The 14,213-nt window shown below is 70.5% G+C and carries 13 protein-coding genes and 1 tRNA gene; 10 read left to right on the top strand and 4 right to left on the bottom strand.

The features are described from left to right. Position 1: 1 nt before the first annotated feature. The 10 genes from BKK79_RS14825 to BKK79_RS14870 all read left to right on the top strand — a co-directional run bounded on the left by BKK79_RS14825 (position 2) and on the right by BKK79_RS14870 (position 11,240). Positions 2–874, top strand: a complete 873-nt coding sequence (locus tag BKK79_RS14825; RefSeq protein ID WP_071015127.1) for an ABC transporter permease — start codon at positions 2–4, stop codon at positions 872–874. After that, a complete protein-coding gene (locus tag BKK79_RS14830) occupies positions 871–1,659 on the top strand; it encodes an ABC transporter ATP-binding protein (RefSeq protein WP_071037938.1) in 789 nt (262 codons plus the stop codon). Before BKK79_RS14825 ends, BKK79_RS14830 begins: the two co-directional genes overlap by 4 nt. A 4-nt stretch (positions 1,660–1,663) precedes the next feature. Next, entirely contained in the window at positions 1,664–2,440 is a 777-nt protein-coding gene (hutC, locus tag BKK79_RS14835) for a histidine utilization repressor (protein WP_071015122.1), read from the top strand. 191 nt (positions 2,441–2,631) lie between these two features. Next, a complete protein-coding gene (hutU, locus tag BKK79_RS14840) occupies positions 2,632–4,344 on the top strand; it encodes a urocanate hydratase (RefSeq protein WP_071037939.1) in 1,713 nt (570 codons plus the stop codon). Then, positions 4,341–5,009, top strand: coding sequence for a HutD/Ves family protein (locus tag BKK79_RS14845; protein ID WP_083384140.1), 669 nt, complete (start codon positions 4,341–4,343; stop codon positions 5,007–5,009). Before hutU ends, BKK79_RS14845 begins: the two co-directional genes overlap by 4 nt. 2 nt (positions 5,010–5,011) lie before the next feature. Further along, complete coding sequence (gene hutI / locus BKK79_RS14850) at positions 5,012–6,280, top strand: imidazolonepropionase (RefSeq protein WP_071015117.1); 1,269 nt, start codon at positions 5,012–5,014, stop codon at positions 6,278–6,280. Then, positions 6,277–7,671 (top strand): formimidoylglutamate deiminase, encoded by a 1,395-nt coding sequence (locus tag BKK79_RS14855; RefSeq protein WP_071015114.1) that lies wholly within the window; start codon positions 6,277–6,279, stop codon positions 7,669–7,671. The genes hutI and BKK79_RS14855 overlap by 4 nt, the downstream gene beginning before the upstream one ends. A 47-nt stretch (positions 7,672–7,718) precedes the next feature. Beyond that, positions 7,719–8,546, top strand: a complete 828-nt coding sequence (hutG, locus tag BKK79_RS14860) for an N-formylglutamate deformylase (protein WP_071015112.1) — start codon at positions 7,719–7,721, stop codon at positions 8,544–8,546. Positions 8,547–9,255: 709 nt separating this feature from the next. Then, positions 9,256–10,515, top strand: a complete 1,260-nt coding sequence (locus BKK79_RS14865; protein WP_071015109.1) for a serine hydrolase domain-containing protein — start codon at positions 9,256–9,258, stop codon at positions 10,513–10,515. A gap of 401 nt (positions 10,516–10,916) precedes the next feature. Next, the gene (locus BKK79_RS14870; RefSeq protein ID WP_071015106.1) at positions 10,917–11,240 is read left to right on the top strand and encodes a hypothetical protein; all 324 of its coding nucleotides are present in this window, start codon (positions 10,917–10,919) and stop codon (positions 11,238–11,240) included. A gap of 94 nt (positions 11,241–11,334) precedes the next feature. Here BKK79_RS14870 and BKK79_RS14875 read toward each other — a convergent pair. The 4 genes from BKK79_RS14875 to BKK79_RS14890 all read right to left on the bottom strand — a co-directional run bounded on the left by BKK79_RS14875 (position 11,335) and on the right by BKK79_RS14890 (position 14,123). Next, positions 11,335–11,419, bottom strand: a tRNA-Leu gene (locus tag BKK79_RS14875). Between the two features lie 88 nt (positions 11,420–11,507). Continuing rightward, positions 11,508–11,870 carry an HNH endonuclease gene (locus BKK79_RS14880; protein ID WP_071015103.1) on the bottom strand — a complete coding sequence of 121 codons (363 nt, stop codon included), beginning with the start codon at positions 11,868–11,870 and terminating at the stop codon, positions 11,508–11,510. Positions 11,871–11,950: 80 nt separating this feature from the next. Then, on the bottom strand, positions 11,951–12,835 hold the full coding sequence (locus tag BKK79_RS14885; protein WP_071037940.1) for an NAD(P)-dependent oxidoreductase: 885 nt from the start codon (positions 12,833–12,835) through the stop codon (positions 11,951–11,953). A 118-nt stretch (positions 12,836–12,953) separates the two neighbouring features. Continuing rightward, positions 12,954–14,123 carry an ABC transporter substrate-binding protein gene (locus tag BKK79_RS14890; protein WP_071015098.1) on the bottom strand — a complete coding sequence of 390 codons (1,170 nt, stop codon included), beginning with the start codon at positions 14,121–14,123 and terminating at the stop codon, positions 12,954–12,956. Positions 14,124–14,213 lie beyond the last annotated feature (90 nt).

The raw sequence follows: 14,213 nt of genomic DNA on the forward strand, positions 1-14,213 counted from the left end.
CATGACGCAAGCGCATACCGGTTCCTCTCCGGCCCCGGCACCACTGGCCGCCTCGGCCGTGCCCGCGGCGGCGTCCGTGCGGCGCCGCCATCCGTGGCTGGCGCCGCTGGTGCCGGTCTCGCCGCGCACGCGCTGGCTGCTGGGGCTGTCCTTCTTCGTGCTGTTCTTCGCCATCTGGGCGCTGGCGACGCTGGGCGGCTTCGTGCCGCGCACCTTCCTCGCCGACCCCCTGGCGATGGCGCACGAGGGCTGGCTGCTGTTCACGCAGTACGGCTTCCTGGGCGACATCGGCATGACCGTGTGGCGCGTGCTCGGCGGCTTCGCGCTGGCCGCGGTGCTGGCGGTGCCGCTGGGCATCCTGATGGGCGCCTACAAGGCGGCCGAAGCCTTCTTCGAGCCTTTCGTCTCCTTCTGCCGCTACCTGCCGGCCTCGGCCTTCATTCCGCTGCTGATCCTGTGGGCGGGCATCGGCGAGACACAGAAGCTGCTGGTCATCTTCATCGGCTCCTTCTTCCAGATCGTGCTGATGGTGGCGGTGGCGGTGGGCGGGGCCCGCCGCGACCTGGTCGAGGCGGCCTACACGCTCGGCGCCAACAGCCGCGGCATCGTACGCCGGGTGCTGATTCCCGGCGCCGCGCCGGAGATCGCGGAGATCCTGCGCCTGGTGCTGGGCTGGGCCTGGACCTACGTGATCGTGGCCGAACTGATCGGCTCGTCCTCGGGCATCGGCCACATGATCACCGACAGCCAGGCGCTGCTCAATACCGGCCAGATCATCTTCGGCATCATCGTGATCGGCTGCATCGGCCTGGTATCGGACCTGTTCTTCAAGCAGGCCAACCAGCGCCTCTTTCCCTGGAGTGCGATCCAATGAGCGCCTTGTCCATCCAGCAGGTCTCGCGCAGTTTCCCGAGCCCGCGCGGCGCCGGCCACGCGCCGCTGCAGGCGCTGCAGCCGGTCGATTTCGAAGTGCGCGACAACGATTTCGTCACCATCCTCGGGCCTTCGGGCTGCGGCAAGTCGACCCTGCTGCGCATCGTGGCAGGCCTGGACTCGCCTTCCGGCGGGCGCGTGCTGCTCGACGGCCAGCCGGTGGCGGGCCCGGGCGCCGACCGCGGCATGGTGTTCCAGTCCTATACGCTGTTTCCCTGGCTGACCATCGAGCAGAACGTGCGCTTCGGCCTGCGTGAGCGCGGCATGAGCGAGGCCGAGCAGCGCGAGCGCAGCGACTTCTTCATCCAGCGCGTCGGCCTGCGCGGCTTCGAGCAGCACTTCCCCAAGCAGCTCTCGGGCGGCATGCAGCAGCGCACCGCGATTGCGCGGGCGCTGGCCAACGACCCCAAGATCCTGCTGCTCGACGAACCCTTCGGCGCGCTCGACAACCAGACGCGCGTGCTGATGCAGGAACTGCTGCTCGGGATATGGGAGGCCTCGCGCAAGACGGTATTATTCGTCACGCACGATATCGACGAGGCCATCTTCATGGCCAACCGGGTCGCGGTCTTCTCCGCGCGGCCGGGTCGGATCAAGAGCGAGATCGCGGTGGATTTCCCCCATCCGCGCCACTACACCATCAAGACCTCGCCGGAGTTCTCTACCCTGAAGGCCCGGCTAACCGAGGAAATCCGTGCCGAGGCCCTGGCCGCGGCCGAGCATTGAACGTATGAACCAAACCGCCGGCGCCAATGCGCGCCCGTCGCGCGCGCAGCATGAAGCCGCGCCCGCCGCCCGCTACCAGCAGGTCAAGGAATACATCGCGCGCCAGATCCAGAGCGGCGCGTGGCGGCCGGGCGACCGCGTGCCTTCCGAACAGGAACTGGTCAACCAGTTCAATGTGTCGCGCATGACGGCCAACCGCGCGCTGCGCGAACTGGCCGAGCAGGGCAGGGTGGTGCGGGTGGCCGGTGTGGGCACCTTCGTGGCCGAGCACCGGCCGCAGTCGACGCTGCTGTCGGTGGTCAACCTGCAGGACGAGATCCGCATGCGCGGCCACGACTACGCCTGCGACGTGGTGCTGGTCGAACGGGTGGCGGCCTCGATCGAGGTGGCGGCGGCGCTCGAGCTGCACACCGGCGAATCCGTTTTCCACTCGGTCTGCGTGCATCGCGAGGACGGCGTGCCGGTGCAGCTCGAAGACCGCTATGTCAATCCGCGCCTGGCGCCGGCCTTCATCAGCCAGGATTTCAGCCAGACCCAGCCGGGCGAGTACCTGCTGCGGCACGTGCCCTACGATGAAGTGGAGCATGTGGTCGACGCGATTTCGGCCACCCCCGAGCAGGCGGCCCTGCTGGACATGCCGCCGGCCCAGCCCTGCCTGCTGCTGACGCGGCGCACCTGGACCCATGGCACGCCGGTGACCTTCGTGCGCTGCCTGCATCCCGGCAACCGCTACCGCCTGGGCAGCCGTTTCCGCGCCGAGGGCAATCCGGCCTTCGGGTGATGCCCGGCCGGTGTCCCGATTCCGCGGATTTGTGACGAATTTGCGATCCAGGACGCCAGACTCCGGGTAGACCCCTAGACGGATTTTCCGCCGGTGGCATGGATTCACCGGACGATTTGGTTTAACCTGTATATACAGGAACATACAGGTACCGCGAGGCTGTCGCGGCCGCCCTATCAAAGGAGCCCCAGATGAACGCCAACGAGCAACTCTTCCAGCATGCCGTCGCCCAGCGCGGACCCCGTGAGATCCGCGCGCCGCATGGCAGCCAGCTGCACTGCCGCAACTGGCTGATCGAAGCCGCCTACCGCATGATCCAGAACAACCTCGATCCCGAAGTGGCGGAACGGCCGCAGGACCTGGTCGTCTATGGCGGCATCGGCAAGGCCGCGCGCAACTGGGAGTGCTTCGACGCCATCCTGGACACCCTGCGCCGCCTGGGCGAGGACGAGTCGCTGCTGGTGCAGTCGGGCAAGCCGGTCGGCGTGTTCAAGACCCATGCCGACGCGCCGCGCGTGCTGATCGCCAATTCCAACCTGGTGCCGCACTGGGCCACCTGGGACAAATTCAACGAGCTCGACCGCGCCGGCCTGATGATGTACGGCCAGATGACCGCCGGCTCGTGGATCTACATCGGCTCGCAGGGCATCGTGCAGGGCACCTACGAGACTTTCGTCGAGGCCGGCCGCCAGCATTTCGGCGGCGACCTGTCGGGCAAGTGGATCCTGACCGCCGGCCTGGGCGGCATGGGCGGCGCGCAGCCGCTGGCCGGCGTGCTGGCCGGTGCCAGCGTGCTGGCCGTCGAGTGCCAGGAGTCGAGCATCGACTTCCGCCTGCGCACCCGCTACCTGGACAAGAAGGCCACCAGCATCGACGAGGCGCTGGCCATGATCGCCGAGGCCACCCGCAACAAGCAGGCCATCTCCGTGGGCCTGCTGGGCAATGCCGCCGAGGTGCTGCCCGAACTGGTCAAACGTGCCCAGGCCGGCGGCATGCGCCCCGATATCGTCACCGACCAGACCTCGGCGCACGACCTGGTCAACGGCTACCTCCCCGTCGGCTGGACGGTGGCGCAGTGGGAGGCGGCACGCAAGGCCGATCCCAAGTCGGTGGAGGCGGCCGCGCGGCCTTCCATCGTCGCCCACGTGAAGGCCATGCTGGCCTTCCAGCAGATGGGCGTGCCCACGCTGGACTATGGCAACAACATCCGCCAGGTCGCCTTCGACGAAGGCGTCGAGAATGCCTTCGACTTCCCGGGCTTCGTGCCGGCCTACATCCGTCCCCTGTTCTGCCGCGGCAAGGGCCCGTTCCGCTGGGTGGCGCTGTCCGGCGATCCCGAGGATATCTACAAGACCGACGCGAAGATGAAGGAGCTGTTCCCCGAGGACACGCACCTGCACCGCTGGCTCGACATGGCGCGCGAGCGCATCGCCTTCCAGGGCCTGCCGGCGCGCATCTGCTGGGTCGGCCTGGACGAGCGCCACCGCGCCGGCCTGGCCTTCAACGAGATGGTGCGCAAGGGTGAGCTGAAGGCGCCCGTGGTGATCGGCCGCGACCATCTCGACTGCGGTTCGGTGGCCAGCCCCAACCGCGAGACCGAGGCCATGCGCGACGGTTCCGACGCCGTCTCCGACTGGCCGCTGCTCAATGCCCTGCTCAACACCGCCGGCGGCGCCACCTGGGTCAGCCTGCACCACGGCGGCGGCGTCGGCATGGGCTTCTCCCAGCATTCCGGCGTGGTCATCGTCTGCGACGGCAGCGAGGCCGCCGACCGCCGCCTGGCGCGCGTGCTGTGGAACGATCCGGCCACCGGCGTGATGCGCCATGCGGACGCCGGCTACGACATCGCCATCGACTGCGCGCACGAGAAGGGCCTCGACCTGCCGATGGTGAAGGGCGCATGAGCATGCCCGGGGCCGCGCCGCCGCGCGTCTTCGCGCTGGCGGACATTGCCGCGACGCCGTGGAAGAACGGCGGCGGCCTCACGCGCGAGATCGCCGTGTGGCCGCCCGGGGCCGGCATGGACGACTTCGACTGGCGCGTCAGCGTGGCCGATATCGCCGCCGACGGTCCGTTCTCGGCCTTCCCCGGCATCGACCGCCAGATCGTGCTGCTGTCCGGCGCCGGCGTGCGCCTGTGCGCCGACGACGGCAGCTTCGACCATGCGCTGACCGACGCCGGCGAGCCCTTCGCTTTTTGCGGCGAGACCGGCGTGCAGGCCACCCTGGTCGACGGCGCCACGCGCGACTTCAATGTGATGACCCGGCGCGGCCGTTGCCGCGCGCGCCTCGTGCCGCGGCGGGGGCCCTTTGCGCTGGACGGCGGCCCGCAGGCAGTGTTGCTGCTGGCCGTGGCCGGCCGCTGGCTTGCCGCCGGTGAAGACGGCGCCGCGCCGCAGGCGTCGACCGCCGCGTTCGAGCTGGCGGCCGGTTCCGGCTGGCTTCTCGCCGGCGGCAGCCGGTCAGGCCGTCTCGCCCTGCGCCCTGACCCTGCCGACCCGGCGCAGGCGCCCGGCGTGCCGCTGTGCCTGCAATTGACAATGGAACCCGAACCGGAGACGGAGAGCTGAACATGATCCTGCCCAGCATCCGCACGGCGCCGTCCGCGGACGGCGTCTGGCACAGTTGCCACCTGCTGCCCGACGGCGATCCCGCGCACGCCATCCGCGATGGCGCGCTGGTGGTGCAGGACGGGCGCATCGCCTGGCTGGGTACGGCCGCGGCGCTGCCGCCGGCCTTCGCCGGACTGACCCGGCATGATGCCGGGCAGGCCTGGATCACGCCCGGCCTGGTCGACTGCCACACCCACCTGGTCTACGGCGGCCAGCGCGCCGACGAGTTCGCCATGCGGCTGGCCGGCGCCGACTATGCCGAGATCGCCCGCGCCGGCGGCGGCATCGTCTCCACGGTGCGCGCCACCCGCGAGGCCACCGAGGACGAACTGTTCGCCCAGTCCGCCGCGCGCCTGCAGCCCCTGCTGGCCGAGGGCGTCACCGCGCTCGAGATCAAGTCGGGCTACGGCCTGTCGCTGGAGGCCGAGCGCAAGCAGCTGCGCGTGGCGCGCCGCCTGGGCGAGGCCTGCGGCGTCAGCGTGCATACCACCTTCCTCGGCGCCCATGCCTTGCCGCCCGAGTATGCCGGGCGTGCCGACGACTACATCGCCCTGGTCTGCGACACCATGCTGCCGGCGCTGGCCGCAGAGGGCCTGGTCGACGCGGTCGATGCCTTCTGCGAATCGATCGGCTTCTCGCCGGCACAGACCGAGCGCGTGTTCGCGGCCGCGGCGCGCCACGGCCTGCCGGTCAAGCTGCACGCGGAACAGCTCAGCAACCTCGGTGGCGCCGCGCTGGCCGCGCGTCATCGCGCGCTGTCGGCGGACCATCTCGAGCATCTGGACGAGGCGGGCGTGGCCGCCATGGCCGAGGCCGGCACGGTGGCCGTGCTGCTGCCGGGCGCCTACTATTTCCTGCGCGACACCCATCTGCCGCCGATCGATGCCCTGCGCCGCCACGGTGTCCCGATCGCGGTTTCCACCGACCACAACCCCGGCACTTCGCCGGTCACTTCGCTGCTGCTGATGATGAACATGGCCTGCACCCTGTTCCGCATGACGGTGCCCGAGGCCCTGGCCGGCGTGACCGTCCACGCGGCCCGCGCGCTCGGCGCCGCGGACCGCCACGGCCTGCTGGCGCCCGGGCGCGTGGCCGATTTCGCCTTGTGGCGCATCGGCACGCCGGCCGAACTGGCCTACTGGTTCGGCCGCAACCCGCTGGCGGCAGTGGTGCGCCAGGGCCGTGTGTTCCCGGCCGCGGGCGCCGACTTCAACGGAGGCCGCCCATGAGCCAGGTCGCGCAACAGCGGCTGTTCGCCGCCGACGCCCTGCTGCCGTCCGGCTGGGCGCGCGATGTGCTGCTGGCCTGGGACGAGGCCGGCCGCCTGAGCACGGTGCAGGCCGGCGTGGCTGCGCCGGCCGGCGTGCCGCTCGCTGCGGGCGCGGTCCTGCCCGGCATGGCCAACCTGCATTCGCACGCCTTCCAGCGCGCTTTCGCCGGACTGACCGAGCACCGCACCGGCAGCGACGATTCCTTCTGGAGCTGGCGCACGCTGATGTACCGCTTCGCGCTGCGCCTGACACCCGAGGCGCTGGAGGCCATCGCCACCCAGCTCTATGTCGAGATGCTGCGCGCCGGCTACACCAGCGTCTGCGAGTTCCACTACGTTCATCACGATCCGGACGGGCAGCCCTATGCCGACCCAGCCGAGATGTCGTTGCGCCTGCTGCGCGCGGCCGAGCGCGCCGGCATCGGCATCACGCTGCTGCCGGTGCTGTACCAGACCGCCGGCTTCGGCGGCAGGCCGGCGCTGCCGGAGCAGCGCCGCTTCCTGCTTGGCACCGATGCCATGATGGGCTTGCTGCAGCGGCTGGCAGGCGAGTGCGATGGCGACCGCGCGCGCCTGGGGCTGGCGCCGCATTCGCTGCGCGCGGTGCCGCCGCAGGCGCTGGCCGAGGCCGTGGCGGGCCTGCATGCGCTGGATGCGCAAGCGCCGGTCCACATCCATATCGCCGAGCAGCAGCGCGAGGTCGATGAATGCCTGGCCACCACCGGCGCGCGTCCGGTCGACTGGCTGTTCGAGCATGCCCAGGTCGATGCGCGCTGGTGCCTGGTGCACGCTACCCACATGGACTGGGACGAGCGCCGCCGGCTGGCCCACAGCGGCGCGGTGGCCGGCATCTGCCCCACCACGGAGGCCAACCTGGGCGACGGTGTGTTCGACGCGGCCCCCTACCTGTCGCAGGGCGGCGCCTGGGGCATCGGCTCGGACAGCCATGCCAGCGTCAGCGTGGCCGAGGAACTGCGCCTGTTCGAGTATGGCCAGCGCCTGGCGCTGCAGCGGCGCAACGTGCTGGCATCGGAGACCCATCCCCAGGTGGCGGACCGCCTCTACCTGGAGGCCGTCGCCGGCGGCGCGCGGGCGGCCGGCCGCTCCGTGGCGGGGCTGGCTCCGGGCCAGCGCGCCGATTTCGTCGTGCTGGATGGCGCGCACCCGGCGCTGGCCGGGCTGGGCGGGGCGCAGGCACTGGCGGCCCATGTGTTCGCCAACCACGGTCATGAGACACTAGCAGACGTCCGCACCGCCGGCCGCAGCCGCGTGCGGCACGGCGTCCACCCGCTGCAGGCGGAGGCCGGCCGTGCCTTCGCCGCCGCGCGCGCCGGCCTGCTGACCGATTGAAACCGGCCGCGGCGGCCTCCGGGCCGCCGCACTCCACCGAGAACAAGATGTCCACCCAGCCTCTCTTTTCCACCGACAAGCCCGCTTTCACGCTGCACCGTGGCACGCGTCCGCTGCTGGTGTCGATGCCGCACGTCGGCACCTACGTGCCGGCTGCGCTGGCCGAGCGCTTCACCGACGAGGCGCGCACCGTGCCGGATACCGACTGGCACCTGGAACGCCTGTACGACTTCGCGCGCGAGATGGGCGCCTCCATCCTGGCCGCCACGCACTCGCGCTATGTGATCGACCTGAACCGTCCGCCCGACAACGCCAATCTCTATCCCGGGCAGGACACCACCGGCCTGTGCCCGGTCGATACTTTCGACAAGACGCCGGTCTACGCCGGTACGGGCGCCGGCCCGGACGACGCCGAGATCGCCGCGCGCCGCGATGCGGTCTGGCATCCCTATCATGCCGCGCTGGCCGGAGAACTGGCCCGCCTGCGCGCCGAGCATGGCACCGTGGCGTTGTGGGAAGCGCACTCGATCCGCTCGGTGCTGCCGCGCTTCTTCGAGGGCAGGCTGCCCGACTTCAACCTGGGCAGCGCCAACGGCGCCAGTTGCGACAAGGGCCTGGCCGATCGCCTGCTGGCCATCGCACAGGCCGTGCCGGGCCACACCGCAGTGCTCAACGGCCGCTACAAGGGCGGCCACATCACGCGCTTCTACGGCCAGCCGCAGCAAGGCGTGCATGCCGTGCAGCTCGAACTGGCGCAGTGTGCCTATATGAGCGAGCAATACCCCTTCGCCTACGACGCGCCGCGCGCCACTGCGCTGCAGCCGGTGCTGCGCGACATGCTCGGCACCATGCTGGCCTTCGTCGAAGGCAAGTGAGGCCGGAGATCGCGCCGGGACCCTGCCCTGCGGGCGGGGCGGCGACCGCGCAGGGCGCGCGTTGCCGTCCCCTCGCATAAGGAGGTCTTGTGCATGCCATCAGCTTTCCTTGCTTTACCTGAGGACCGGCCCTGCGCATACTGGCAACGCGCCGGGATGCCGACATCGGGCAAGGCAGGTCGGACAGGTTGCGGTTCCGCCGCCGTCAAGGCAGGCGGGGCCGGTGAGCCGGCCCGAGAGCCGGCCGCCGGGGCAGCCCGGAGGACTGTCGAGAATTTGCGGGGTTGAGCGGTCCTTCACCTGCCGGCGGCGGCATCCCGGCGCATCGGCTCCATCGGCTCCATCGGCTCCATCGGCTGCATTGCCTGGGTCAGCCCTTTCGACCGCATCGGCGGGCCGCCTGCCGCCACTGTCCCGCGGCAGCCCAACGGGCGATTCCCCTCCGCCTCCCAGGCCGCGCGCATGCACCGTCGCGGTGCCGCTCGCGCCGCGCTTGGCGCGGGAGGGCTGCCGATGTCATGATGGCGGGGTGCGCAACGGCCGGCGATCCGCCCGCTCGCATTCACATTCGCATCAACGGTGTCCTCGCGACTGCGTGCCATGCACGCGGGACGGGCCGCCGCGTGCACCACAAGGGGCGGCCCGTACCACGCCGGCACCCGCGCCGGTGCCGGCGGCGAGGGCGTGAAGGCAAGGATATGGAGGAGACATGGATATGCAAGGCAGGGAAACGCAAGGGATGTCCCGCGAGCGGCTGGGCCGGATCGAACGTTTCATCGACGACGCCTATGTCGCCAGCGGCAAGCTCCCCGGCGCCCTGGTCCAGGTATGGCGGCGCGGTGAACTGGCGCTGAATTCGGTGCTGGGGCTGGCTGATCGCGAGCGCCAGGTGCCGCTGGCCGAGGATTCCATCTTCCGCATCTATTCGATGAGCAAGCCCGTCACCTCGGTGGCGATCATGATGCTGGTCGAGGAGTGCAAGATCGCGCTGGACGATCCCGTCAGCAAGTACATTCCCGCGTGGGCGAACCTGGGCGTGTACGCGGGCGGCTTCATGGAGAGCTTCCAGACGCGCCCGGCGGCCCGTCCCATGCTGGTGGTGGACCTGCTGCGCCACACCTCCGGCCTGACCTATGGCTTCCAGCAGAACTCCAACGTCGATGCCGCCTACCGCAAGCTCAAGCTGGGCGAGCTGGCCACCGCCGGTACCCTCGACGAGATGATCGAGAAGCTGGCCACGCTGCCGCTCGAATTCTCGCCCGGCGAAGCCTGGAACTACTCGGTCTCCACCGACGTGCTGGGCTACCTGGTCGGCAAGGTCAGCGGCATGCCGTTCGAGACCTTCCTGAAGGAGCGCATCTTCGATCCCCTGGGCATGATCGACACCGCGTTCCACGTGCCGGAAGAGAAGGCCGCGCGCTTCTGCGCCTGTTACGCGGTCGGCGCGCTGGGCTCGAAGGTGTTGTCGGACAAGGGGCCGGTGCTGCAGGACGATCCCCGCACCAGTCCTTATCTGAAGCCACCCGGCTTCGTCTCCGGCGGCGGTGGCCTGGTTTCGACCGCGGCCGACTATATGCGCTTCGCCCGCATGCTGCTGCAGGGTGGCGAACTGGATGGGGTGCGCCTGCTGGGACCGAAGACGCTGGCCCTGATGACGGCCAACCACCTGCCCGGCGGCGCCGACCTGCCGAGCATGTCGCGCTCGATGTTCAGCGAAGCCACCTATGACGGCGTCGGCTTCGGCCTCGGTTTCGCCACCACGGTGACCCCGGCCACCACGCTGATCCCGGGCAGCGAGGGCGATTTCTTCTGGGGCGGAGCGGCCAGCACCTTCTTCTGGGTGGACCCCAAGGAGGACCTGATCGGCCTGTTCCTGACCCAGTTGCTGCCTTCGTCCGCCTATCCGGTGCGGCGTCAGTTGCGCACGCTGGTCTACAGCGCCATCACCGAGCCGGGCCGGGCGCGCTGAGGGCGCCGGCGCGGCCGCTGCGCGCCAGGCCGGAGCAGGGCCCTTGCCTGGCAAGGGCCTTTTTCATGCGCGCTCGTGGTGCAGGCCGGGGGGCGTGCCCCGCATCCTGTAACCAAGCCCGCCGAGGCGGCAAATCCTTGATAGGCTGAAGCATACGAGGCAGCGGCATGCCCGCGGCGGCCAGGCTCGGGCCCGCCGGAGCCTGGCGCGGGCACGCTGCCATCGTCTTGCGGCAAGCGGCGGGATGCACGGGCCGCCGCGATCCTGCAAGCGATCGGGATGGGCGCGTCCGCGCCATCTCCAGGGGCCGCCCCCCGGGCCCTGCACGGCCGGGCGGCGTGTCGGCGCGGGTGCGGATGCGTGGCGGCAACGCCATGGGTGTCCGGCCCCAAGGAGCCATCATGCAAGACCTTGCCTTCCGCACCCTGCTGTATCGCTATTTCTTCTTCAGCTGGCTGTTCAAGGACGCCAGCCGCGGCAACCTGCTCGAGCGCTCCGCGGCCTGGCGCTTCAACCAGTCGCAGTCACGCTGGCTGCCGACCTATATGCGGCGATGGCTGGGCTGCGGGCTGCTGTGCTACGCCCTGGGTGGCTTCGTCGAACTGATGCTGAGCGCGCCGGGGCTGTCGGCCGTCTTCTACGTGCCGGGCGTCCTGAGCGTGCCGATCAACGTGGTCATCGGCGCCATGTGGATCGGCCTGAAGGCCTTGCCCGGGCCGCTGTGAGGCGGCCGGCGTGCCGATCAAGGCACCAATGATGAGGCCGCCAATGATGAGGGCGCCAATGAAAAGGCCCTTCCTTGCGGAAGGGCCTGGATTCTGGTGCCCGGGGCCGGACTCGAACCGGCACGCCTTGCGGCGGGGGATTTTGAGTCCCCTGCGTCTACCTGTTTCACCACCCGGGCGGTGGCTGTCGGCACCACGCTGGTGCCATGCCGAGCCGGGGATTATGCCCGATTTCGCCTGGACCCACAACAGAAGCCGGGGGCGGGCCTAGCGCCCGCGCCGTGCCAGCGTGGTGCGGCTGCGGTCGTAGAACTCCGGCGGCTTGCGGGCGATCCAGCGGATGAAGTCGGCGATGGCGGGGTGGCTGCGCAGGCGCCTCCAGTCGTGGTAGGTGGCGGCGAGCTCGGCTTCGCTGAAGACGGAGTGGATCTTCTGGTGGCAGACCCGGTGCATCTCGACCACCTCGCGCCCGCCCTGGCTGCGCGGCACCGGGTGGTGCAGGTCGGTGCTGGGGCCGGGCACCAGCAGCCGGCCGCACAGCGGACAGCTGGCCGGCGCCGCCGGCGCCGCCGCAAGCGGCGGGCCCTGCTGCGCGTCGTGCCCGGCGCGCAGGTGTCGCTTGACTACCATGGGCGGAAGCGGGGCGAAGGAGGGGGCATGGGCGGATTATCGCGCCGGATACCGCCGCACGCTGCGCTTCCGCGTGCCACTCAGCCCCGCTTCGGCGCCGTGTCCAGTTCAAGCACGCGCAGCAGCGAGGAGGTGTCATCCTTGCCCCAGCCGCTGTCCATCAACCTGGCGAGCTGCCCGGCGGTGGCCTGCATGGCCGGCAGGGCCAGCCCCAGCTCGGCGGCGATGTCGCTGGCCAGGCCGAAGTCCTTGTCGTGCAGCCTGGCCTCGATGCCGGCGCGGAAGTCCTGCGCGACCATCTTGGGGCCGCACAGGTCGAGCATGCGGCTGCCCGCCATGCCGGTGGCCATCGCCTGCAGCACGCGGCCGGTGTCGACCTGCTGGGCCCGCGCGAAGCGCATGGCTTCGGCGATGCCCTCGATATTGACCACCTGGGCGATCTGGTTGCACAGCTTGGCCACCTGGCCTGCGCCATGGTCGCCGATATGGGTGATGGTCTTGCCCAGCAGCGCCAGCAACGGGCGCACGCGTTCCAGGACCTCGGCCTTGCCACCCACCATGATGGTCAGGCTGGCCGCCTCGGCGCCGGCGGTGCCGCCCGAGACCGGGCAGTCGAGCGCCTCGATGCCGCGTTCGGCGAGCTGCACGGCGATCTCGCGCGTGACGATCGGCGAGATGGTGCTGTGGTCGACGCAGATGGTGCCGGCGGACGCACCTTCGACCACACCCTGCGCGCCGAGCAGTACGGCGCGCACGTCCTCGGACGAGGTCACGTTGGTGAAGACGACGGCGGCGCCCCGGGCGGCCTCGGCCGGTGTGAAGAACGGCTCGGCGCCAAGTGCGCGGGCCGCTTCGGCGGCCTCGGGACGGCGCACGAAGGCGCGCACGGAGTGGCCGGCGGCGAGCAGGTGGCGCACCATGGGCGTGCCCATGGCGCCGAGGCCGATGAAGGCGACGGTGGTCATGTCGGGAAATCCTTGATCCGGGGGTTGCGGGAAGGGTGCGCGGCGGCCCGCACGGCCGCCCGCAGCGCCTGCGGTGCCGCATTGTGGCATGTGCCGCGCGCCCGGCGGCGCGGCCGGCTCATTGCCCGGCGGCGTAGGCGAACTTGCCGTCGCGGATCACGCCCATCACGCGCGAGCGCTGGTCGAAGCCCTGGTGGTCGTTGGCGCTCATGTTCATCACGCCGTTGGGGATGGTCAGGCCAGCGGTGCTTTCGATGGCATCGCGCATGGCCTGGCGGAACTCGCGCGTGCCCGGCTGGGCGCCGCTCTTGAGGGCGCGGCGCGCGGCGTCGTCCAGCAGCATCCAGGCGCCCCAGGCGTCGCCGGCGAACTGGGTCACGCTGTCGGCGCCGTAGCGGGCCTCGTAGCGCTTGGCGAAATCGAGCGCCACCTTCTTGACCGGATGGCTGTCGGGCAGCTGGCGCGCGACCACCACCGGGCCGGTGGGGAACAGCGTGCCCTCGACGTCCTTGCCGCCCACGCGCAGGAAGTCCCAGGTGGCGATGCCGTGGGTCTGGTAGACGCGGCCCTTGTAGCCGCGCTCGCCCAGCGTCTTCTGCGGCAGCACCGAGGGCGTGCCGGCGCCGGCGATCAGGATGGCGTCGGGATTGGCCGCCATCAGCTTGAGCACCTGGCCGGTTACCGAGGTGTCGTTGCGCGAGAAGCGCTCGTTGGCCACCACCTTGATCTTGCGCACCTCGGCCAGCTTGGAGAACTCGCGCCACCAGCTTTCGCCGTAGGCGTCGTTGAAGCCGATGAAGCCGACCGTCCTGATGCCGTGGTTACTCATGTATTCGGTGAGCACGGTGGCCATGTGGGAGTCGTTCTGCGGCATCTTGAACGCCCAGCGCCGCTTGGGATCGCTCTGCGGTTCGACGATGGCGGCCGACGCCGCCAGCGCCACCATCGGCGTCTCGCCTTCCGAGACCGCGTCCAGGGCCGCCAGCGCGGTCGGCGTGATGTTGGGGCCGACGATCACGTCGACCTTGTCCTCGGAGATGAGTTTGCGCACATTGCGTACCGCGCCGGCGGGATCGGAGGCATCGTCCAGCACGATGTACTGCGCCTTCTGCCCGCCCAGGGTGGCCGGCCACATCAGCACCGTGTTCTTGGACGGGATGCCGATGGAGGCGGCCGGGCCGGTGGTGGACACGTCGATGCCGACGCGGATGTCGGCGCGGGCGGGCACGGCGGCGGCCAGGCTCAGGGCAGCCGCGAGCAGGGCGCGGCGGACGGCGGGACGGGGCATGCGGGTCTCCTCTTCGGTCTGTTTTGTCGGCCCGTGCGCCGCGGACCGGCGCGGCGGGCGCTTGTGGTTGCTTGTGGCTGCGCGTTGCTG

Origin of the sequence: Cupriavidus sp. USMAA2-4, assembly GCF_001854305.1 — a bacterium.
Classification (GTDB): Bacteria; Pseudomonadota; Gammaproteobacteria; order Burkholderiales; family Burkholderiaceae; genus Cupriavidus; species Cupriavidus malaysiensis.